This is a genomic window from Pantoea sp. XY16 (genome assembly GCF_025153065.1).
In the GTDB taxonomy this organism is placed as follows: domain Bacteria; phylum Pseudomonadota; class Gammaproteobacteria; order Enterobacterales; family Enterobacteriaceae; genus Pantoea; species Pantoea alfalfae.
Genome location: NZ_JANZNP010000012.1, coordinates 127491 through 148856, shown reverse-complemented (window position 1 = coordinate 148856; position 21366 = coordinate 127491). Strand labels below are relative to the sequence as shown.

Annotated in this window: 19 protein-coding genes; 5 read left to right on the top strand and 14 right to left on the bottom strand. The window is 57.4% G+C overall.

Translation table 11 applies throughout. The annotated features are described in order from the left end of the window. Positions 1–88: 88 nt before the first annotated feature. From N1689_RS17305 to N1689_RS17270, 8 genes are all read right to left on the bottom strand, one after another. Positions 89–919: a phosphodiesterase gene (locus N1689_RS17305; protein WP_260059561.1), complete on the bottom strand. Its 831-nt coding sequence runs from the start codon at positions 917–919 to the stop codon at positions 89–91. Positions 920–929: 10 nt separating this feature from the next. Continuing rightward, positions 930–1913 carry an ABC transporter ATP-binding protein gene (locus tag N1689_RS17300; protein WP_260059560.1) on the bottom strand — a complete coding sequence of 328 codons (984 nt, stop codon included), beginning with the start codon at positions 1911–1913 and terminating at the stop codon, positions 930–932. Further along, positions 1910–2725 (bottom strand): ABC transporter permease, encoded by an 816-nt coding sequence (locus tag N1689_RS17295; RefSeq protein WP_260059559.1) that lies wholly within the window; start codon positions 2723–2725, stop codon positions 1910–1912. The genes N1689_RS17300 and N1689_RS17295 overlap by 4 nt, the downstream gene beginning before the upstream one ends. Beyond that, complete coding sequence (locus tag N1689_RS17290) at positions 2722–3597, bottom strand: ABC transporter permease (protein ID WP_260059558.1); 876 nt, start codon at positions 3595–3597, stop codon at positions 2722–2724. Before N1689_RS17290 ends, N1689_RS17295 begins: the two co-directional genes overlap by 4 nt. Continuing rightward, positions 3597–4619, bottom strand: coding sequence for an ABC transporter substrate-binding protein (locus N1689_RS17285; protein WP_253419615.1), 1023 nt, complete (start codon positions 4617–4619; stop codon positions 3597–3599). The genes N1689_RS17290 and N1689_RS17285 overlap by 1 nt, the downstream gene beginning before the upstream one ends. Continuing rightward, positions 4603–5625, bottom strand: a complete 1023-nt coding sequence (locus tag N1689_RS17280) for a LacI family DNA-binding transcriptional regulator (protein ID WP_260059557.1) — start codon at positions 5623–5625, stop codon at positions 4603–4605. Before N1689_RS17280 ends, N1689_RS17285 begins: the two co-directional genes overlap by 17 nt. Before the next feature lie 125 nt (positions 5626–5750). Continuing rightward, positions 5751–6359, bottom strand: a complete 609-nt coding sequence (locus tag N1689_RS17275; protein WP_260059556.1) for a DsrE family protein — start codon at positions 6357–6359, stop codon at positions 5751–5753. Between the two features lie 31 nt (positions 6360–6390). Continuing rightward, positions 6391–6996 carry a DsrE family protein gene (locus N1689_RS17270; RefSeq protein WP_222925141.1) on the bottom strand — a complete coding sequence of 202 codons (606 nt, stop codon included), beginning with the start codon at positions 6994–6996 and terminating at the stop codon, positions 6391–6393. A 753-nt stretch (positions 6997–7749) separates the two neighbouring features. Between N1689_RS17270 and N1689_RS17265 the strand changes: the two genes are divergently transcribed. Both N1689_RS17265 and arsC read left to right on the top strand, forming a co-directional pair. Beyond that, a complete protein-coding gene (locus N1689_RS17265) occupies positions 7750–9213 on the top strand; it encodes a M48 family metallopeptidase (RefSeq protein ID WP_150012547.1) in 1464 nt (487 codons plus the stop codon). 44 nt (positions 9214–9257) lie between these two features. After that, positions 9258–9599, top strand: a complete 342-nt coding sequence (gene arsC / locus N1689_RS17260; protein ID WP_260059553.1) for an arsenate reductase (glutaredoxin) — start codon at positions 9258–9260, stop codon at positions 9597–9599. Here arsC and hda read toward each other — a convergent pair. From hda to upp, 3 genes are all read right to left on the bottom strand, one after another. After that, positions 9596–10303, bottom strand: a complete 708-nt coding sequence (gene hda / locus N1689_RS17255; protein ID WP_033743385.1) for a DnaA inactivator Hda — start codon at positions 10301–10303, stop codon at positions 9596–9598. The genes arsC and hda overlap by 4 nt on opposite strands. Positions 10304–10404: 101 nt before the next feature. Beyond that, positions 10405–11688 carry a uracil permease gene (gene uraA / locus N1689_RS17250; RefSeq protein ID WP_161734378.1) on the bottom strand — a complete coding sequence of 428 codons (1284 nt, stop codon included), beginning with the start codon at positions 11686–11688 and terminating at the stop codon, positions 10405–10407. Between the two features lie 144 nt (positions 11689–11832). Then, positions 11833–12459, bottom strand: coding sequence for a uracil phosphoribosyltransferase (gene upp, locus N1689_RS17245; protein WP_009088774.1), 627 nt, complete (start codon positions 12457–12459; stop codon positions 11833–11835). A 230-nt stretch (positions 12460–12689) separates the two neighbouring features. On the opposite strand from upp, the gene purM reads away from it, so the two are divergent. Both purM and purN read left to right on the top strand, forming a co-directional pair. Further along, positions 12690–13730, top strand: coding sequence for a phosphoribosylformylglycinamidine cyclo-ligase (purM, locus tag N1689_RS17240; RefSeq protein ID WP_161734308.1), 1041 nt, complete (start codon positions 12690–12692; stop codon positions 13728–13730). Continuing rightward, positions 13727–14365 (top strand): phosphoribosylglycinamide formyltransferase, encoded by a 639-nt coding sequence (purN, locus tag N1689_RS17235; RefSeq protein ID WP_222925138.1) that lies wholly within the window; start codon positions 13727–13729, stop codon positions 14363–14365. The genes purM and purN overlap by 4 nt, the downstream gene beginning before the upstream one ends. Before the next feature lie 287 nt (positions 14366–14652). Here purN and pstB read toward each other — a convergent pair whose 3' ends face one another. The 3 genes from pstB to N1689_RS17220 are packed head-to-tail and all read right to left on the bottom strand — an operon-like array spanning position 14653 to position 19151. Continuing rightward, positions 14653–15420, bottom strand: coding sequence for a phosphate ABC transporter ATP-binding protein PstB (gene pstB / locus N1689_RS17230; RefSeq protein WP_161734312.1), 768 nt, complete (start codon positions 15418–15420; stop codon positions 14653–14655). A gap of 12 nt (positions 15421–15432) precedes the next feature. Further along, positions 15433–17067 carry a phosphate ABC transporter permease PstA gene (gene pstA, locus N1689_RS17225; protein ID WP_260059549.1) on the bottom strand — a complete coding sequence of 545 codons (1635 nt, stop codon included), beginning with the start codon at positions 17065–17067 and terminating at the stop codon, positions 15433–15435. Then, positions 17064–19151: an ABC transporter permease subunit gene (locus tag N1689_RS17220; protein WP_260059548.1), complete on the bottom strand. Its 2088-nt coding sequence runs from the start codon at positions 19149–19151 to the stop codon at positions 17064–17066. The genes pstA and N1689_RS17220 overlap by 4 nt, the downstream gene beginning before the upstream one ends. Before the next feature lie 150 nt (positions 19152–19301). Between N1689_RS17220 and ppk1 the strand changes: the two genes are divergently transcribed. Next, complete coding sequence (gene ppk1 / locus N1689_RS17215; protein WP_161734318.1) at positions 19302–21362, top strand: polyphosphate kinase 1; 2061 nt, start codon at positions 19302–19304, stop codon at positions 21360–21362. Positions 21363–21366 lie beyond the last annotated feature (4 nt).

Sequence of the window (21366 nt, the reverse complement as noted above, 5' to 3'; positions counted from 1 at the left end):
GATATCCGGGTTTAAGTCTACACGGTGTCGGCATTTTTGAGCAGCATTAAGACAAATTTCACGCCTGAGAATCCAGGTTTGACTGGCACTAATCGATTAATCCCTGACTATCGTAAAAAGGCCAGGGTCCCGAAAAGCGGCCAATCGCACACTGATGCGTGACCAGTCCCTGGCCGGGTTGCCAGCAATGAAGCAAAAAGCCGGGCGGCTCCAGAATAAAGTGAGCCGGCCCTCTGGGATGCAGATCCAGCGCCACCTGATGCGATACGCCCGGCGCAACACAGGCCAGCGTGCCGGCAAAGCGGGTCTGCAGACTGCGATGCAGATGACCGCATAACACCCGCTCAACCTGCGGATGGCGGGCAATGATCGCCTCAAGGGCCTCCGGATGACGTAACCGTTGCCGGTCCATATGGGCAATGCCGCAGGCAAAAGGAGGATGATGCAGCATCACCAGCGTGGGCTGTTCGGCAGCCGCGCTCAGTGCCTGATCCAGCCATTGCAACTGGTGTTCGTCCAGCTCACCCCATGGCTGTTGCGGCACGCTGGAGTCCAGCGCCAGCAGCCTGACGCCGCCGACGCAAAGCTGCCAGTTCAGGGTGGGTCCCGCCTGCAGATAGGTGTGATCCGGGAAAGCAGCACGCAGCGCCTCGCGGTCGTCGTGATTGCCCGCCATCAGGTAAAATGGCAATCGCAGGCGTTGCAAAGCTTCCCGCAGTGTCTGGTACTCTTCAGGCCTGCCAAAATCGACCAGGTCGCCGGTCATCACCACCACATCTGGCCGCGGCTGCAGCGCATTAAGGGTGTCGATCACCTGCAACAATGCCGCATGGGTATCGACCTGTTTGTACGAGAGGCGGCCATTGGCCTTGATATGCAGATCGCTGATTTGGGCGATCACTGTGGGTTGAACTGACACAACAGACTCCTTAGCAACTGAATTCCAGCGCGGCCTGACTGGTCAGCGACCAGCTGATGCGCTGCCCGGCCAGCCAGATTTCGCGCGCATGACGTTCTACCTGAATGGGGCTATCCAGCCCGATATCGATCAGTAAGCGCTGCGAAGCGCCGAGAAACGTGCTGCCCACCACTACGCCGCGCTGCGGATAACGCGTGTCGTCGGCCAGCAGTACATCTTCCGGGCGGCAAAAACGCAGGGGCTGACCCGTGGGATCGTGCGCAATGCAGTTAATGGCCCCCACAAAATCGGCCACAAAGCGCGAAGCCGGGCGCTGATAAATGCCCTGCGGCGTATCGAGCTGCACCAGGCGGCCCTGCTCCATCACCGCGATGCGATCGCCCAGCGCCATCGCCTCCTGCTGATCGTGCGTGACGTAAACGGCGGTGATCGCCAGCCGTTTGAGCAGCGCACCGATCTCCAGCCGCAGTCGATCGCGTAGCCTGGCATCAAGCGCCGCCAGCGGCTCATCAAACAGCAGCACTTTAGGCCGGGCGGCCAGCGCGCGAGCCAGGGCCACACGCTGCTTCTGCCCGCCGGACAACTTATCAATCGCGCGATGTGCCAGAGGGGTCAGATCAACCAGCGCCAGCATCTCTGCCACCCGCGCCTCACGCTCAGCACGCGGCACGCCCTGCACCTTCAGGCCATAGGCGACGTTCTGCGCCACGTTGAGCGTCGGGAACAGCGCGTAGTTCTGGAACACCATGCCGACATTGCGTTTCTCAATCGGTAGCGCGGTGACGTTACGCTTATCAAACCAGATCTCACCCGGTGGATCGCTGCTTTCCAGACCGCTGATGATACGCAGCAGCGTGGTTTTACCGCAGCCCGACGGCCCCAGCAGCACCAGCGTTTCACCGGCGTGAACCCGCAAATCGAGCGGATGCAGCGCGACCTGCTGATTGAAGCGACGCGAGCAGTGGCGCAGCGTCACGTTGATAGCCTCTTTCATAAGGTTTCCTCTCTCTGCTGCCGCGCTGATTGCCGTTCCAGCCAGTGATTACAGGCGTTGAGCAACAGCAGCAGCGGTAAAATCATCATGATAAAAATCAGGGTGTAGGCGGATCCAACTTCCAGCCGCATCGAGGTGTAGCTGTCGGCCAGCCCGACCGGCAGGGTTTTGGTCAGGGGCGTGTGCAGCATCCATGTGATATTGAACTCCCCTACCGACAGCGTGATCACCATAAACGCGCCCGCCAGAATGCCGTTGCGACAGTTCGGGACGACCACGGTAAAAAAGCGACGCCAGAAACCCGCCCCCAGGCTGGCGGCGGCCTCTTCCAGACGCGGCAGATCAATCGCCTGCATTACCGACAGCACCGGTCGGATCATAAAGGGCAGTGTAAAGAGCACATGGCCGATCAGGATGAAGAGCCAGCTGTCGCGCAACGCGCTGAACTGACCATAAAGCAGAATGATCCCCAGCGCGGTAGCAAGGCCCGGCAACGCGACCGGCAGCATCAGACACTCTTCGATGCGTGAGGCCCAGCGCGACGGTGACTTCAGTAAGCCCCAGGCGGCGGGTACACCCACGATGACCGTCACCGCCAGACAGCTCAGCGCAATCAGCAGCGACAGCCAGAAGGTGTCGGCATACATCTGCCACACCTGTTCCACCCACTTCAGCGTCAGGCCGCTGCGCAGACCCGCGAAATAGTTCTGCGTGACGCCCGCCAGCATTGAGAGCACGATCGGCACGATCATAAACAGCGCGGTGAGGCTGGTGATCGCCACCTGCAGCCAGAACAGACCCCGGCGCTTCATGATGAACGCTCCATGCGACGGGCAAGCCCATTAGCCAGCATCAGCGCCAGCCAGGCCACCGCGCCCATCACCACCGAGAGCGCCGCTGCGGTGGCAAAGTTGGCGTAATTGGTGAACTCGCCGTAAATAGTCAGCGGCAGCACCGCCAGCTCTGTGCCCAGGGTAAATGCGGTACCAAACGCCCCCATGCTGGTGGCGAAACAGAGCGCGCCACAGGAGAGCAGCGCCGGTTTCAGCCCCGGCATGATGACGTCGACGATGATGCGCCACTGGCTGGCCCCCAGCGAACGGGCGGCCTCTTCCAGTGAACGGTCCAGCTTTTCACTGGCCGCCACCAGCGTCACGATGGCGCGCGGCAGCGAAAAATAGAGATAGCCAATAAATAAGCCACTGAGCGAATAGGCGAAAACCCAGCGCTCATGAAACAGGCTGAGACTGAGTTGCGCCAGAACACCCTGACGCCCCGCCAGCATCACCATCAGAAATCCCACCACCACGCCCGGAAAGGCCAGCGGAAAGGTCAGCAGCGCCAGCAGCATGCCGCGCCCGGTAAAGCGCTGCCGCGCCAGAAAGCAGCCCACCACCGCAGCAATCAGCAGCGTCACCAGTGTAACCGCCGCCGAGAGCAGCACGGTATTCAGCAGGCTTTGCAGATACTGCGGCTGGCTGATTACCGTCCAGTAGCCGCTGTGGTGAGTCGTGCGATCCTCCGTCATACCGATCTGTAACAGACGAGCAAACGGCAATAGCCAGAAGGCAGTAAAGAACAGCAGCGCAGGCAGCAGCATCCACGGCCAGTTTGCCCCCAGCGGCCGAAGGCGGTGGCGAACTGAGTCGCCAGCAGCAAACGGATTGATTTCTGAGAGTGACATCAGCGGATCTCGCTCAGATAGCGGGCGGAGAAGCCTTTCTGCGCATCGGCCATCTGCTGATAATCGACCGTATGGGCACGCGCATAATCGCTGTCAGGCAGGAAATATTTCTTCGCCTCGGCTGACATCGCCCCAGCCCGCACCGGACGCAGCCAGGCATTGGCCCAGATCGCCTGACCGGCATCTGACAGCACGAAATCAATCACTTTCTTACCGTTTGCCGGATGCGGCGCGTTCTTCACCAGGCTGATAACGTACGGCACCGTAACCGTTCCCTCGCTCGGGATGACAAACCCGACGTTGGCGTGATCTTTGTAGCGGGCGCGATAGGCGTTGAAGTCATAATCGATCAGAATCGGGATTTCGCCTGAAATCAGTCGCGCATAGGCGGTCTGCTTAGGCACAATCGGCTGGTTGCGCTGCAGCGCCTTAAACCAGTTAATCGCCGGGGTGAAGTCATGCAGGCTGCCGCCTTTGGCCTGATTGACTGCCACGGCCGCGACGTAGCCCACAAAAGCACTGGCCGGATCCAGATATCCCACCATACCTTTATATTCCGGCTTCAGCAGATCATCCCAGGAACGCGGCACCGGCACGCCACCCAGCGCATCAACATTGACCATAAACCCCACGGTGCCGGAGTGCAGCGCCACCCACCTGCCATTCGGATCCTTCATGCCTGCCGGGATCTGATCCCAGTTAGCGGGTTTGTAAGCGCTGACCACGTCGGCACTAACAGCCTGAATACCAAAGCTGACGCCGTAATAGACCACGTCGGCGACCGGATTGTTTTTCTCCGCCACCAGCTGCGCCAGCGCCTGCCCCGAATTTTTATTATCCTGCGGCACATGAATGCCGGTCGCTTTTTCAATCGCCTGGAGCTGCGTGGCCCAGTCGGCCCACTCTGGCGGGCAGTTGTAGCAGATAGCATTTTCCGCCGCCTGCGCCCACGAACTGGTTAGCGAGCAACTAGCCAGCAGCGCAGCACTGACGATCTGTTTGATATTAACGGTGAGTGACATGATATTTCCCTGAAGAAGAGCCATGAAATGCCGGGGCGATACTCTCCCCGAGCCGTAAATGATGGGCCAGCAAGGGGATCTTACCGGCCGGATTCAGAAGCAGATCGATGGCGCGCGTGCCCATCAGCGCAATCGGCTGAACCACGCTGGCCAGTGACGGTGAAAGCTGTTCACCCAGCTCAATGCCGTCGAAGCCGATAACTGACAATTGATTCGGTACGCTGACACCGGCACGCGCAGCAGCCCCCAGCAGGCTGATAGCCAGCAGATCGTTACTGCAAATCACTGCAGTCAGCGGCGAAGGGGCATTCATCAGCGGCAGCAGCGGTTTGAAATCGGAGTGGATATGGCTGGGCATCTCAATCATTGCCCGCGGCGTCAGACCCGCCTGCTGCATGGCTTCGCAGTAGCCGAGATAGCGCAGACGCGCACGGTCAGATTGCTGCATCGGGCCAGCGGCCATCACGATGTGGCGGTGGCCGAGCGAGATAAGATGGGCGGTCGCTTCCGTCATCGCTTTACGATTGTCGACGCACAGTGCGGGCCAGTCGTGCTGTTGCGGCACATTGTGGGTCAGTACGAAAGGCATTTTCGCGGTCGCCAGCGTCGTCAGCAGCGCACTGCGGTCGGCGTCTGCCACGGTCAGTACCAGACCGGCGACACGCTGGTGCAGCATATGTTCGACAATAGCCGCTTCCCGCTCAGGCTGATAATCACTGGTTGCCACCAGCAGCGCATACCCAGCCTGCCGGGCCTGCTGCTCCATCGCCTGCAATTGCAGGGCAAAAACCGGATTGAGCAGTGAAGGCAGCAGAACGCCAAGCGTGGTGGAGTGTTGGGTACGGAGCTGACGGGCAATATGATTCGGGCGAAAGCCCATCTGCTCTGAGGCGGCAAGCACCTTTTGCAGCGTGCCAGGTTTGAGCAGATGGGGATCAGAAAAGGCGCGCGCCGCGGTTGCGCGGGAAACCCCTGCCAGTCTGGCTACGCTGATTAAATCGGTCATGACTGCCTCGTTTATCGTCAATGAGATCGATCTCATTGCGATGTAAACTAGCGGCGTTATATGACAGGCGTATCACAGGAATCTGACTGGCAGGTGACAGCGGCAGTGACGCCGCTGCTGGAGAATTAAAGCATCAGGAAGGCGTAACCGCTGTTTTCCAGGGTGGCAACGGTGGTGCCGCTGGAGATGGTGTGGGTGACCATCGGGTCGATCCAGTTGCGATCAAGCTGATGAAACGCCACGGACTGGTCGCAGATCGTGACCTGAACGCCCGCTTTTTTCAGTTCGCTGATCAGCTTCAGGTTTGGGTTATCCACGCCGTAGGCTTTGCTGAACTGGTCATTATTCAGCGCTGACGACACCGCGTCGCCGTTGATCGACACCACAAATTTCAGCTGGTCGAGTGGCACACCCGCTGCATAATAGAGGTTGGTGACACGCGCTACACGCTCCAGGCCCAGATTCGGCTTACGAATATCGCCATCATTATGGTTAATCTGGAAAACAATTTTATTACTCAGACCCGCTGTGGTGCCGGGTTTAAATGCCGGCGTATCGACATAATGTATTTTGCCGTAGCCATCAATCGCAGGCGTACTCCAGAAATCAGCGGGCTCAGATTTATTATCTGCCATTTTGCCGCTGACCTTATCGAATAATGCCGGCAACTGTAAAACATTGCCGCCAATAAATCCTGCTACGGCTGCCATCACTACTAACGCTGCTGGACGCATTAACTCTTCTCCCGGTCGTTTAAAATATCAATTACATTGCCAGCCACGCGTACCCCTGGTTTTGCAGGGTGGATACCGTGGTCGGACTGGAAAGCGCATGGACGACTGATTTATCAATCCAGTTATTCGGATAGTGATGGAATGCCACGGACTGATCGCAGACCGAGACTTTCACTCCCGCCTGATTCAGCTCATTAATCAGCTTCAGGTTTGGATTTTCGATGCCATAAAACTGTTTGAAATGGGCGTTATCCAGCATGGCAGGTGTCGCGTCACCCGTAACCGAAACCACAAACTTCAGCTGGTCCGCCGGAATGCCGGAGGCGATATAGAGATTGACCACGCGCGCCACACGTTCCAGTCCCAGATTCGGTGCGGTCATCGCGCCGTCGCTTCGGGTAATCTGGAAAACAATTTTGTTGCTCAGGCCCGCTACCGGTTTAAACGCGGCATCAGGCTCGTAATGAATTTTGCCATAACCTTCAATCGCCGGGGTGCTCCAGAATCCAGGGGCTTCCTGTGGCTCGGTTGCAAAATGACGTGTCACTTTGTCGTAAATATCGCCACTCTGTGTGACAGCCGCGCCAACGACGCCGCCAATAATGGCGATTAACGCGTATGAAACAACTGAACGCATAACACTTCTCTCCGGCAAATAATGTCTGTCAGATTCAGGACTGAATCCGGTCGGCTATCTATACCACAGCGCGGGTTTAATTCTCGCTTCTGTAAATTCAGGTCAACGCGCTATTGATAACCGCTGAAATTATTCACAGAGAGAATTAATTGAAGATTTTCATCATGCAGAAAAAAGTGTCTTAGCAGCAGTGGATCTGACTATCAGGAATTTAATCTCTGCCTGTTGAGTTGACGCGAAAAAATAAAATCCAGGCTTAGCTGGAATCAGGAAGAGGGGGGCAGACGAATCGATTTAATTTATCAATGGCGAAAAGACATTTTGCGGCCCAGCTTGGGCTATTTTTTCAGAGTAGACCTGGAAAAACACGTGCCATATTCAGTTTTTCTGATTGAATTTACATAACTTTAAAAAAGAACGATTACTGTTCCGGATGTCTGTCAGCGGATTCTGCTCTATTCCGGCGAAGCGCGACGGGAATGAACAGATAAGTGGCAACTTACCTGCTCAGAATCCCGGTAAAACCTCGCCGGATTTACCTCGTTTAACTGCGGTTTAAGTTGGCAGGATGTTCAGTTTTTTTCGTCAAAATCTGCGATTTTGCACAAATTACATCAGGCGATGACCAGAAAACGACATTTCTTTCTTTTGATGCTCTGGTTAAGATAGTCACAAACCGCCGTTATCTGCGAAAAATGGAACATTCCCGCTGCGCACCTGTCCATTTTCAGGGCCTCTCTACAGGATTAAGGCATGTTGAACCGGTTAAAGAAAACGCTAATCGCCGCGCTCCTCCCGACGCTCATTTTCACCACTCTGACACCGGCTCACGCTGATGTCAGTGATTCACTTCCCGATATTGGCACAACAGCCGGTTCGACCCTGTCGATTAATCAGGAACTGCAGATGGGCGACTTTTATGTGCGCCAGCTGCGTGCCAGTGCGCCGCTGATCAACGATCCGCTGCTTAATCAGTACATTAATCAGCTGGGGCAGCGGCTGGTCTCGCACGCCGACGCCGTAAAAACCCCGTTCCACTTCTTTCTGATCCAGAATGATGAGCTCAACGCCTTTGCCTTCTTCGGTGGCAACGTGGTGCTGCATTCGGCGCTGTTCCGCTTTACCGAAAATGAAAGTCAGCTGGCATCAGTGATGGCGCATGAAATTTCACATGTCACCCAGCGCCATCTGGCGCGTGCCATGGAAGATCAGAAGCGCAATGCGCCGCTGACCTGGGTCGGAGCGCTGGGTTCGATTCTGCTGGCGATGGCCAGTCCGCAGGCGGGCATGGCAGCGCTGACCGGCACCCTGGCGGGTACGCAGCAGGGAATTATCAGCTTTACGCAGGGCAATGAGCAGGAGGCGGACCGCATCGGCATTCAGGTGCTGCAGCGCGCCGGTTTCGATCCCCAGGCGATGCCAAATTTTCTGCAGAAGCTGGCCGATCAGAGCCGCTTCTCCTCGAAGCCACCTGAAATTCTGCTGACCCACCCCCTGCCCGACAGCCGTCTGGCGGATGCCCGCAACCGTGCTAATCAGATGCGCCCCGTCGTTGTTCAGTCTACTGAAGATTTTTACCTGGCGAAGGTGCGTGCGCTGGGGATGTACGCCACCGGGCGTAATCAGCTCACTGACGAACTGCTGAGTCAGTATGCCAGCGGTAATGCCCGGGAGCAGCTGGCGTCACAATATGGCAAGGCTATACAGTTTTTACAGGCGAAGAGCTATGCCGATGCGAAGCGGATTATGACGCCACTGCTGGCGAAACAGCCCAATAACGTCTGGTTCCTGGATATCATGTCAGACATCGACATCGGCCTGAACCAGCCACAACAGGCGATCGCCCTGCTCACCGCCGCCACTGGTGCCAAAAACAGTCCGGTGGTGCAGCTCAACCTGGCGAATGCCTATGTTGAAGCGAAGCAGTATGCCAGTGCCAGTCGTATTCTGAACCGCTATACCTGGGCCAATAAAGATGATCCTAACGGCTGGGATTTACTGGCACAGGCTTCTGCCCAGCAGGGACTGAATGATGAAGAGTTGTCGGCACGGGCAGAGAGCCTGGCGCTGAATGGCCAGCTTGATCAGGCAATCACCGCGTTAGGCAGCGCCAGCGCACAGGTGCCGCTCGGCAGCCTGAAACAGGCGCGCTACGATGCCCGTATCGATCAGCTTCGTCAGTTGCAGCAGCGGTTTAAGCAATATCAGAAAGGCTGAGAAACGACGTTGCTGACATACCAAAAATAAAAGGAGAGTCTGAAATGGTGACGATTTACCACAACCCGCGCTGCAGCAAGAGCCGCGAAACGCTGGCGCTGCTGAACGCGCGCGGGATTAAGCCGGAAGTGGTGCTCTATCTGCAGACACCGCCCGATCGCGAGACGCTGCAAATTCTGCTACAGAAACTGGGGATGCAGAGCGCACGAGAGTTGATGCGTACCAAAGAGGCGATCTACAGCGAGCTGGCACTCGGCGACAAAAACGAAAGTGCGCTGCTGAATGCGCTGGTGGGAAATCCGGTGCTGATTGAAAGACCGATTGTGATCAATGGCGATAAGGCGCGGATTGGACGTCCGCCAGAAGCGGTGCTCGACATTCTTTAAAGGCCGAGCGTCTCTTTAACGAAGGGAATCGTGAGCTTACGCTGTGCGCTAATCGAAGCGCGATCAAGCCGATCCAGCGTATCAAACAGCGTGCGCATTTCCCGATCCAGTCGCTTCAGCAGGAAGCGACCCACATCTTCCGGCAGCTCAAAACCACGTAACCCGGCACGCAGTTGCAGCGCCTGCAGTTTGTCTTCGTCGGAGAGCGGCTGCAGGCGATAGATCTGTCCCCAGTCCAGCCGCGAGGCGAGATCGGGCAGCTGCAGATTCAGCTGGCGTGGCGGACGATCGCCGGTAATAAACAGGCGCGTATTGCCGGTTTCCAGAATGCGGTTATAGAGATCGAAGATCGCCATCTCCCACTCCGGTTCGCCTGCAATGCACTCAATGTTATCGATGCAGACCAGTGACAGCTGCTCCATCCCTTCCAGTACGTCCGGAACAAACCAGGTGCGTTTATCCAGCGGAACGTAGCCGACCGCTTCGCTGCGCGCGGACATTTCAGCGCACGCGGCGTGCAGCAGATGGCTCCGCCCGCCGCCTTCGCGTGACCAGAAGTAGAGATAGCTGCCATGTTGTTGATTGAGAGCGCCTTTGAGTGCGGCAATCAGCGACGGGTTTTCCCCCGGCCAGAAGCTGGAAAAGGTTTCATCGTCGGGTAAATAGAGTGGCAATGACAATTGTGCCGGCGTGTTCAGAAGCACCTCAGCAAGAGAACAAGCAAAAAATCGGGGGAAGTCTAACACAGTTTTCAGAAAGAGATGAATGGGGCGTCCCTGCCCCGATCCTGTCAGGCGCGCTGCGATCAATGCTCGCGTGGTTCCTCAGCCTCCAGCACCACTTCTTCCGGACGTAACAGCGAGATCACACGGAAGATCAGCGCCAGGCCGACACCCACGATCGTCGCCAGTGCCATGCCTTTTAGCTCTGCTGCGCCGATATGCACCTTCGCTCCGCTGACGCCGATGATCAGGATCACCGAGGTCAGGATCAGGTTCTGCGCTTTGTTGTAATCGACTTTGGATTCGATCAACACGCGGATACCGGATGCGCCAATCACGCCATAGAGCAGCAGCGACACGCCGCCCATGACCGGAACCGGGATCGCCTGGATCACCGCCGCCAGTTTGCCAACGCAGGAGAGCAGAATCGCCAGAATCGCCGCGCCGCCAATCACCCAGGTGCTATAGACGCGGGTAATCGCCATCACCCCGATGTTTTCACCGTAGGTGGTATTTGGCGTCGAACCAAAGAAGCCTGAAATAACGGTGGATAAGCCGTTGGCGAACATCGAACGATGCAGGCCAGGGTCGCGAATCAAATCTTTCTTCACGATGTTGGCGGTGACCACCAGATGACCGATATGCTCGGCAATCACGACCAGCGCCGCGGGCAGAATCGTCAGCATCGCCACCCACTCAAAGCGCGGTGTATAGAAGGTTGGCAGGGCAAACCAGGGGGCTTTGATCACGCCACTCCAGTCAACGATGCCCATAAAGGCAGAGAGCAGATACCCTGCCACGACGCCGACCAGAATCGGGATGATCGCCAGGAAACCGCGGAACAGCACTGAACCGAATACCGTTACCGCCAGCGTGACCAGCGAAATCAGCACGGTTTTGCTGTCGGGCGCACTGCCTTCAGCGGGCAGCAGGCCAGCCATATTGGCGGCGACACCCGCCAGCTCCAGACCAATGACGGCCACAATCGCGCCCATGGCCGCCGGGGGGAACATCACGTCGAGCCAGCCGGTACCCGCGCGTTTCACAATCAGCGCCACGAGACAGAACAGCACGCCGCACAGGATAAATCCGCCCAGCGCGACCTCATAACCCAGTGGCAACAGCAGCAGCACCGGCGAGATAAAGGCAAAACTGGAACCAAGATAGGCGGGAATTTTGCCTTTACAGATAAAGAGATAAATCAGTGTGCCGACGCCGTTAAACAACAGCACCGTCGCCGGGTTAATGTGGAACAGAATCGGCACCAGTACCGTGGCACCAAACATGGCAAACAGGTGTTGCAGGCTGAGTGGAATGGTTTGCAGTAACGGCGGCCGTTCACTGACGCCAATGGCGCGACGAGTCATCATTTATCCCCTTATGTTTTTTATCCCCGGGGTTTCGCGCCTCTGGCACAGCAGCAGTGATGCCGATGCGCCTTGCGGCAGACCGAATTCATTCGGGGAGTTTTTTTGCCAAAAAAAAGCCGACTCTCTGGTCGGCTGTGCGATTTATTTGGTTCCGAAAATCTTGTCCCCGGCATCGCCGAGCCCGGGAATGATGTAACCCTTTTCGTTCAGTCCCTGATCCACTGACGCGGTGTAAAGCTCGACGTCAGGATGCGCTTTCTCCAGGGCGGCAATCCCCTCTGGTGCGGCAACCAGAACCAGCACTTTGATGCTGGTGCAGCCCGCTTTCTTCAGCAGGTCGATGGTGGCGATCATAGAGCCACCGGTCGCCAGCATCGGGTCGACCACCAGCGCCAGGCGCTCTTCAATGTTAGAGACCAGCTTCTGGAAATAAGGAACCGGCTCCAGCGTCTCTTCATCACGGTAAACACCCACCACGCTGATACGGGCGCTGGGAACGTGTTCAAGCACCCCTTCCATCATGCCCAGGCCGGCACGCAGGATCGGAACCACCGTGATTTTTTTGCCTTTAATCTGATCGATCTCTACCGGGCCGTTCCAGCCCTCAATGGTGACGCGCTCTGTTTCCAGATCGGCGGTCGCTTCGTAGGTCAGCAGGCTGCCCACTTCAGAGGCCAGCTCGCGAAAACGCTTTGTACTGATATCATGCTCACGCATCAGGCCCAGTTTATGTTTGACCAGCGGGTGTCTGACTTCCACGATCTTCATTGGTGTTCTCCCGGAATGAGTTGAGCTAAAAAAAAATCGCGGGATTATACCGCCTTTTGCGCGCTGCGCCACCTGCTCTTGCGCAAAGCCACGGGTTTTACCGGGACAAATAGAGGATTAATGAAAATCGCCTGATGCGCAATGCCGGACTCGCAAACGTTTGCCTGCACTGATAGAATTGCCGCGCTTTATTTTAAACCACCAACCGCAACTCGCGTGGGGACCTCGCAGTGACCGACAAAACCTCTCTCAGTTACAAAGACGCCGGTGTTGATATTGATGCTGGTAACGCTCTGGTTGACCGTATTAAAGGCGTAGTGAAAAAGACGCGTCGCCCGGAAGTGATGGGTGGACTGGGCGGTTTTGGTGCGCTTTGCGCGCTGCCGCAAAAATACCGTGAACCCGTGCTGGTCTCCGGCACCGATGGCGTTGGTACCAAGCTGCGTCTGGCGATGGATCTTAAACGTCACGATGCCATTGGCGTTGACCTGGTCGCGATGTGCGTCAACGACCTGGTGGTTCAGGGCGCCGAGCCGCTCTTCTTTCTCGACTACTACGCCACTGGCAAACTGGATGTGGATACCGCCTCTGCGGTGATCACCGGCATCGCCGAAGGGTGTCTGCAGTCGGGTTGTGCGCTGGTAGGCGGTGAAACCGCTGAGATGCCAGGCATGTATCACGGCGAAGATTACGACGTGGCCGGTTTCTGTGTCGGCGTGGTGGAAAAGGCAGAAATTATCGATGGCAGTAAGGTGCAGGATGGCGACGTGCTGATCGCCCTCGGCTCCAGCGGCCCGCACTCTAACGGCTATTCGCTGGTGCGTAAGATTCTGGAAGTCAGCAATACCGATCCGCTGGCTGAACAGCTGGAAGGTAAACCGCTGGCCGATCATCTGCTGGAACCGACCCGCATCTACGTGAAAAATATCCTGAGCCTGATTGAGCAGGTCGATGTGCACGCTATCGCGCACCTGACCGGCGGTGGCTTCTGGGAGAATATTCCGCGCGTGCTGCCCGACAACACCCAGGCCGTGATCGACGAGAAGAGCTGGCAGTGGCCGGCGGTCTTCAGCTGGTTACAGCAGGCGGGCAACGTCAGCCGCTTCGAGATGTACCGCACCTTTAACTGCGGCGTCGGCATGATCATCGCACTGAGCCCGACAGACGCGGACAACGCGATTGCGCTAATGCAGGCCGCGGGCGAGAAAGCCTGGAAGCTCGGCGTGATTAAAGCGTCTGATGCAGAAGAGCGTGTGGTCATCAACGGATGAAGAAGCTGGTTGTACTGATTTCCGGTAACGGAAGTAACCTTCAGTCCATCCTTGACGCCTGTGAGAGCGGGCGGATTCACGGCAGTGTCGCTGCCGTGTTCAGCAACCGTGCCGCCGCTTATGGCCTGACGCGGGCGCAGGAGGCGGGGATCCCCGCCCACGCGCTTGCCGCCAGCGACTTTGCTGACCGCGAAGCTTTTGATCGTCAACTCATCGCTGAAATCGAAGCCTACCGTCCGGATCTGATTGTGCTGGCGGGTTATATGCGCATTCTCAGCAGCGCATTCGTGGCGCATTTTCACGATCGACTGCTGAATATCCACCCTTCCCTGCTGCCGAAATATCCGGGTCTGCATACGCACCGTCAGGCACTGGAAAACGGCGACAGCGAACATGGCACCTCCGTGCATTTCGTCACTGACGAGCTGGATGGCGGTCCGGTGATCCTGCAGGCAAAAGTCCCGGTTTTTCCCGGCGATAGCGAAGCGGAGATTACGGAGCGGGTGCAGCATCAGGAGCATGCCATCTATCCGATGGTAATCGGCTGGTTTGTTGAGGGTCGTCTGGCGATGCGTGACGGCAAGGCCTGGCTGGATGGCGAACCGCTGCCGCCGCAGGGTTATGCTAACGATTGATGCACTGGAAGCCAGGGCTTCTTATGAAGTACTGGCAGAGTAAAGGCTCAGGAAGCCTATGCCCTCCGTAAAGACGCAAAAAATGCCATCCATGGCAGCTCAGCACGGGCGATTACGCACCTCATCCCTGAGGTGCGCCCGAAGCCGGCCCAACGTTTTGCGTTGTTCAAAAACGCACCCGGCGTTTTTGTCCATGGCCCGCGATGCTTTGCTACGGGCATAGGCTCCCATCGCTTTAAGCCTATGAGCCGTCTGACACAAAAACCTGCTCTGCTCCCGTTGCTGGCTCAGCCGTAACGCCCCGTAATGTAATCTTCGGTCCGTCGCTGCTTCGGCGCGGTGAAAATCCGGTCGGTCTCATCAAACTCCACTAACGCGCCCTGATGCATAAACGCGGTGTAATCTGACACGCGCGACGCCTGCTGCATGTTGTGCGTCACCAGCACCAGCGTGAAATGCTGCTTCAGTGTGGTCATCAACTCTTCAATCACCAGTGTAGAAATCGGATCCAGCGCGGAAGTCGGCTCATCCAGCAGCAGCACTTCCGGCTCAATCGCGATGGCGCGGGCAATCACCAGCCGCTGCTGCTGTCCGGTGGAGAGCGTCAGCGCATTCTGTGACAGCTGGTCTTTCACCTCACTCCACAGCGCGGCTGCGCGCAGCGCACGCTCACAGGCTTCGTTCAGTACCCGCCGATCGCGCACACCCTGTAAACGCAGCCCGTAGACCACATTTTCATAAATCGATTTTGGAAAAGGATTAGGCCGCTGAAACACCATGCCAACCCGACGGCGCAGCGCGGAGAGATCCTGTTCGGGGCGCAGGATCGCCTGCGATCCCAGTAACACCTCACCCTCTACCCGGCAGTGGTCAATCACGTCGTTCATGCGATTAAAGCAGCGCAGCAGCGTCGACTTGCCACAGCCCGACGGGCCAATCAGCGCAGTAATCCTGTTTTTCGGCACCTGCAGAGAGATATCCTGCAGCGCCTGGCGCTCGCCATACCACAGCGACAGATGGTTAACGGTCAGCGCGATATCCGTGTCGGACGTCATAGTCATAGCCTGTTATTGAGTCATAAGACGATAGCGTTCACGCAGGCGGTGACGCAGGCCCATTGCCAGCAGATTAAGCGACAGAATAATCAGCACCAGCAGCAGCGCGGTGGCGAACACCAGCGGCCGGTCGGCTTCAATATTTGGACTCTGAAACGCCAGATCGTAAATCTGGAAGCCCAGATGCATGAACTTGCGATCCAGATGCAGATAAGGAAATACCGCGTCGACCGGCAGTTCCGGCACCATTTTCACCACGCCCACCAGCATCAGCGGCGCGGTTTCACCTGCTGCTCGCGCCACCGCCAGGATCAGGCCGGTGAGCATGGCCGGCACCGCCATCGGTAGCACCACGTTCCATAGCGTTTCCGCCTGGGTCGCGCCCAGCGCCAGCGAACCCTGCCGCAGGCTGTTGGGAATACGGGATAAGCCCTCTTCGGTCGCCACAATGACTACCGGCAGCGTCAGTAACGCCAGGGTCAGCGACGCCCAGAGTAAACCTGGCGTGCCGAAGGTGGGGTTGGGCAACGCGCTGGCAAAGAAGAGCTGATCAATCGTGCCGCCTGCCAGCCAGACAAAGAAGCCCAGACCAAATACCCCATAAACAATGGAAGGGACGCCGGCCAGATTGACCACCGCGATGCGTACCAGTCTGGTCAGCGCATTCCGTCCGGCATATTCATGCAGCCAGATAGCGGCGATAACGCCCAGCGGCATCACCACCACCGACATCAGCAGCACCATCAGCACGGTGCCGAAGATCGCCGGAAATGCGCCTGATTCACTTTCGCCCCCGGCGGGTGAATCACTGACGAAACGCCACAACTGATGCAGAAAATGCCCGGTTTTGCTGGTCAGCGTCATCGCGTTCGGCTTCCAGCTATCGACAATTTCGGTCAGCGGAATAGCATGTTCGTTGCCCTGCACATCCCGCAGGATTAACAGATCGCGCTGACTCTGCTGTTGCAGAGAAGCCAGTGTTTCACTCAGCTGATTAAAGCGCCGCAGCAACGCCGCCTGATTGGCCTGATATTCTGACTCTGCCTGCAGATCAAAGCGTCCGGCCGTCCGGTCTGTGGCCGCCTGCTCATCAAGCTCTTCACGCTGGCTGTTAAGGCGCGCCATATCCACCCGGCGAATCTGATTAGCCTGCCGCACCAGCATCTGCACCTGTCCAAGCCGCTGATGCAGTAGCGCATCGGGATCCTGCGCGGTCAGCTCTTCGTTATCTTCACGCAGGCCGACAAACCAGCCATAGGCCTGACCGTGGCTGCGCCGCTGCAGCACCATGACGTCCGGCGGCTGACTGACCTTCGCGGCCGCGCGGCTGTAGACCACGCGGAAATCGGGGGCGTCCCAGTCACGGTTACCGGTTTTAATCAGATAGCGATGCACCTGTCCGCCGTTGTTGCCCTGCTCATCGGCCGGAGCCGGGAAACGCCGCTGATGCTCCAGAGTTTCGCCCAGCAGGCGCGTTTCGCCACCTTCAGGCTGGCTGAAGGTATAGAGGTCCACACCCTGCGGCCAGAAAGCACGGACGCCCTGCCACGCCAGCAGCCCGATTAGCAGCGTAAAGGCCAGCAGGCAGACGGCGACAGCACCAGCCGTTAACCAGCGCCAGCGATCGTTCTGTCGCATCGCCTTCATGCCTGTTCCTCATGCTGGCTGTAGCGCTGACGCAGTCGCTGACGGATCAGCTCGGCAACCGTGTTAATCACCAGCGTAAACAGCAGCAGCATCAGGGCACTGAGAAACAGCACGCGATAGTGCGCACTGCCTGCTGCGGCTTCCGGCATCTCAATGGCGATATTGGCGGACAACGCGCGCAGGCCGCTGAACAGGCCACCTTCACTTTGCGGCGTGTTGCCGGTCGCCATCAGCAAAATCATGGTTTCTCCTACGGCACGTCCCAGACCGATCATCAGCGCGGCAAAAATCCCGGCGGAAGCACCCGGCAGTACGACGCGTGTCAGGGTTTGCCACGACGTTGCGCCCAGAGCCAGTGAACCCTGGCCCAGCGCCGCAGGTACGCTGAAGAGGGCATCTTCGGAGAGGGTGAAAATCAGCGGCACCAGCGCAAAGCCCATCGCCAGCGCGGCCACCAGCAGGTTGCGCTGCTCGTAATGCGGCAGCCAGTCGCCCGCATCCGGTATAAACAGGGTGGGCAGCCACAGCGTCAATAGCGTAACCAGCAGCAACAGCGGCAGCAGAATCAGTACCTCACGCCCCGGCTGACGCCAGCGCGGCGGTAAACGCGCGCTGAATACGCCACATAACAGCAGCGCGCCTGCCAGCGTTAGGGGCAGCAGCAGTACACCCACCAGCGCCTGACCAATATGCGGCGCGAGCCAGATTCCGGCAATCAGCCCCACCACTACGCTTGGCAGCGCGCCCATCATCTCGATGGCCGGTTTAACCCAGCGCCGCAGCCCCGGTGCCATAAACCACGCGGTGTACATCGCTGCGGCCAGCGCCAGCGGCGTGGCAAACAGCAGCGCTAAACTGGCCGCTTTCAGCGTTCCCATCACCATTGGCATCAGGCTGAACTTAGCCTGATAGCTGTCACCGGCGGCGGTGGATTGCCAGACCCAATCGGGTTCGGGATAGTTTTCATACCAGATTTTCTGCCAGAAATTGCGCCAGGTGACGTCCGGCCACGGATTATCAAGCCGCAGGGTCTGCCAGCTTCCCGCCCGCTCAATCAGCAGGCTGTCGCCATGGGGCGAAAACTGCGCCTGCACAATGCCAGGTTCCAGCTGACGCTGCAGTATCGGGCCGTTTTGCTTGCTGGCAAAGAGCCGCAGCATCCCCTGCTTACTGAGTGTGGCAAACACGCGACGCTGTGATTCTGTCACCAGAATCGTCTCGCCGTCGCTGTCGGCAAAGGTCCGGATACGCTGCAGGCGCGGCCCCTTGTCGCTGGCGATAGCAAACCATTGGGTGACGCCACTGCGATCCTGAATCAGCAGGCTTTTGCCGCCCACCAGCAGATGCAGACTTTGTGGGGGCTGCGACAGAGTATGCGTTTCGCGCAGCAGGGCATGGTCATCATCGAGCTGCCAGACCCGCAGCAGCGTGCCTTCGGTGGTGTAGAGCAGATCGCCGGACGGCGAGAGCGCCAGCAGATCCAGCTGGCGTTGCGGCAGCGGGATAACCGACGCCTGACGATCGGTGCCGAGCGTCAGCACCCGCAGGCCGGCCTCAGTGAGAGCAGCGATGCGCCACTGACCCGCATGACGCGTCGCCAGCGCCATCTTTGTCACGGCACCGTCGGGCAGATGAAAGGGTTTGTCGCCCAGCGGGAAGCGCCACTGCTGGTCAGTCGCAGGCTGCATCAGCGTCAGCGCGCCCTGCATATTCAGTAGCAGCGTCTGCCCATCAGCACTCTGCACCACCTCATCGGGCGCCGGGGTCAGCGCCAGCGCCGGCTCCGCAGGCTGACCATCCAGTGGAATAAAACGTGCTGCACCGTGCGCGCTGATACGCCAGCCGATATTGGCCTGATTGCCTATCGCTAAGGCGGGCGTACGATCCCAGAGTTGCTGGCTGGCCGCGATCTGCAGGCCCGGCGCATTAAACAGCGGTAATACCACGCCAATCAGCCAGCAGAACAGCAGCAGCATCAGCAGCAGGATCGCGACGCCACAGCAGGTGATCAGCCGCCGCGTCAGACGATCAACGGCACGACGCTTGCGATCGCTGAATTGGACAGGAATGTGGTTTGCGCTCATGCGGTTCCGGTAGCAGGCCAAAATAAGCCGCTATGTTGCCCGTAGCCGATTGATAAGACAACTCCTTGCGTTGGACAACGCTGCCATACTCTCGCCATAATGTTGATGGATACTGGATCTTCAGTCCTGCAACCGCTAAATGGAGTGAGAATGGGTCAGGTAAAGCTTTATATTGAAAAAGAATTAAGCTGGTTATCCTTTAATGAACGGGTTTTGCAGGAAGCAGCAGACAAAAGCAATCCACTGATTGAGCGGATGCGCTTTCTGGGCATCTACTCCAACAATCTCGACGAATTCTATAAAGTGCGTTTCGCCGACCTCAAACGCCGCATTCTGATTGGTGAAGAGCAGGGTTCTGCCAGTACGCCACGCCATCTTTTTAAAAAAATTCAGCAGCGCGTAATGAAGTCCGATCAGGAGTTTGATGCGCTTTATAACGATCTGCTGCTGGAAATGGCTCGCAACCAGATCTTCCTGATCAACGAACGTCAGCTCTCATCCAATCAGCAGGCGTGGCTGCGTCACTACTTCAAGCATGAGTTGCGCCAGCATATCTCCCCGATTCTGATCACCCAGGAAACGGATCTGACCGAATTCCTTAAAGATGACTACACCTATCTGGCGGTTGAGATCATTCGCGGTGACAATATTCAGTATGCGCTGCTGGAGATCCCGTCCGATAAAGTGCCGCGCTTCATCAATTTACCGGCAGAGCCACCGCGCCGCCGTAAGCCGATGATCCTGCTGGATAACATTCTGCGTTACTGCCTGGATGACATTTTTAAAGGCTTCTATGACTTCGACGCGCTCAACGCCTATTCAATGAAAATGACGCGCGACGCCGAGTACGATCTGGTCACGGAGATGGAGTCGAGCCTGCTGGAGCTGATGTCCTCCAGCCTGAAGCAGCGACTGACGGCGGAACCAGTGCGTTTTGTCTATCAGCGCGATATGCCCGACACGATGGTGTCGCTGCTGTGCCACAAGCTTTCCATCTCTAACCTGGACTCCATCCTGCCAGGCGGCCGCTACCACAACTTCAAAGACTTTATCGGCTTCCCGAACGTCGGCAAAAATAACCTGGTGAACCGCCCGCTGCCGCAGATTCGCCACATCGGTTTTGATGGCTTCCGCAACGGCTTCGATGCGATTCGCGACCGCGACGTGCTGCTCTACTATCCGTACCACACCTTTGAACACGTGCTGGAACTGCTGCGTCAGGCGTCATTTGACCCCAGCGTGCTGGCGATCAAAATCAACATCTACCGCGTCGCGAAACACTCGCGCATCATGGATGCGATGATCCATGCCGCCTATAACGGTAAAAAAGTCACGGTGGTCGTTGAGCTGCAGGCACGCTTCGATGAAGAAGCCAACATCTATTGGGCGAAACGCCTGACCGAAGCAGGCGTGCATGTGATTTTCTCTGCACCTGGCCTGAAGATCCACGCCAAGCTGTTCCTGATCTCACGCCGCGAAGGCGAAGAGATTGTGCGCTACGCGCATATCGGCACCGGCAACTTTAACGAGAAGACCGCGCGGCTTTATACCGACTACTCACTGCTGACCGCGGATGCGCGCATCACCAATGAAGTACGTCGGGTGTTCAACTTTATTGAGAATCCTTATCGGCCCGTGACGTTCGATCACCTGATGGTGTCGCCACAGAACTCGCGCCGGATGCTGTATGAACTGATCGACACCGAAATTGCCAATGCACAGCAGAATAAGCCCTGCGGTATTACTCTGAAAATCAACAATCTGGTAGACAAAGGTCTGGTAGATCGGCTTTATACAGCCTCCAGCGTAGGGGTGAAGGTCAATCTTCTGGTGCGCGGAATGTGCTCATTAATCCCGGACCTGCCTGGGATCAGTGAAAATATTCGTGTCATCAGTATTGTTGACCGTTATCTGGAACACGATCGCGTCTATATTTTTGAGAATGGCGGCGATAAGAAGGTGTTCCTCTCCTCCGCTGACTGGATGACACGTAACATTGATTACCGCATCGAAGTGGCCGTGGCGATTCTCGATCCCCACATCCGGCAGCGCATACTCGACATTATTGCTATTCAGTTAAGTGATACGGTGAAAGCCCGCATCGTCGATAAAGAGTTGAGTAACCATTACGTCCAGCGTGGCAATCGCCGTAAAGTGCGCTCGCAGCTGGCCATCTATGATTACATCAAGAAACTGGAACAACCTGAATAAATCC

Coding starts and splice junctions, on each gene's coding strand:
- N1689_RS17300 (WP_260059560.1), bottom strand. CDS start 1,913: ATGAAAGAGGCTATCAACGTGACGCTGCGCCACTGCTCGCGTCGCTTC.
- N1689_RS17295 (WP_260059559.1), bottom strand. CDS start 2,725: ATGAAGCGCCGGGGTCTGTTCTGGCTGCAGGTGGCGATCACCAGCCTC.
- N1689_RS17290 (WP_260059558.1), bottom strand. CDS start 3,597: ATGTCACTCTCAGAAATCAATCCGTTTGCTGCTGGCGACTCAGTTCGC.
- N1689_RS17285 (WP_253419615.1), bottom strand. CDS start 4,619: ATGTCACTCACCGTTAATATCAAACAGATCGTCAGTGCTGCGCTGCTG.
- N1689_RS17280 (WP_260059557.1), bottom strand. CDS start 5,625: ATGACCGATTTAATCAGCGTAGCCAGACTGGCAGGGGTTTCCCGCGCA.
- N1689_RS17275 (WP_260059556.1), bottom strand. CDS start 6,359: ATGCGTCCAGCAGCGTTAGTAGTGATGGCAGCCGTAGCAGGATTTATT.
- N1689_RS17270 (WP_222925141.1), bottom strand. CDS start 6,996: ATGCGTTCAGTTGTTTCATACGCGTTAATCGCCATTATTGGCGGCGTC.
- N1689_RS17265 (WP_150012547.1), top strand. CDS start 7,750: ATGTTGAACCGGTTAAAGAAAACGCTAATCGCCGCGCTCCTCCCGACG.
- arsC (WP_260059553.1), top strand. CDS start 9,258: ATGGTGACGATTTACCACAACCCGCGCTGCAGCAAGAGCCGCGAAACG.
- uraA (WP_161734378.1), bottom strand. CDS start 11,688: ATGACTCGTCGCGCCATTGGCGTCAGTGAACGGCCGCCGTTACTGCAA.
- upp (WP_009088774.1), bottom strand. CDS start 12,459: ATGAAGATCGTGGAAGTCAGACACCCGCTGGTCAAACATAAACTGGGC.
- purN (WP_222925138.1), top strand. CDS start 13,727: ATGAAGAAGCTGGTTGTACTGATTTCCGGTAACGGAAGTAACCTTCAG.
- pstB (WP_161734312.1), bottom strand. CDS start 15,420: ATGACGTCCGACACGGATATCGCGCTGACCGTTAACCATCTGTCGCTG.
- pstA (WP_260059549.1), bottom strand. CDS start 17,067: ATGAAGGCGATGCGACAGAACGATCGCTGGCGCTGGTTAACGGCTGGT.
- N1689_RS17220 (WP_260059548.1), bottom strand. CDS start 19,151: ATGAGCGCAAACCACATTCCTGTCCAATTCAGCGATCGCAAGCGTCGT.
- ppk1 (WP_161734318.1), top strand. CDS start 19,302: ATGGGTCAGGTAAAGCTTTATATTGAAAAAGAATTAAGCTGGTTATCC.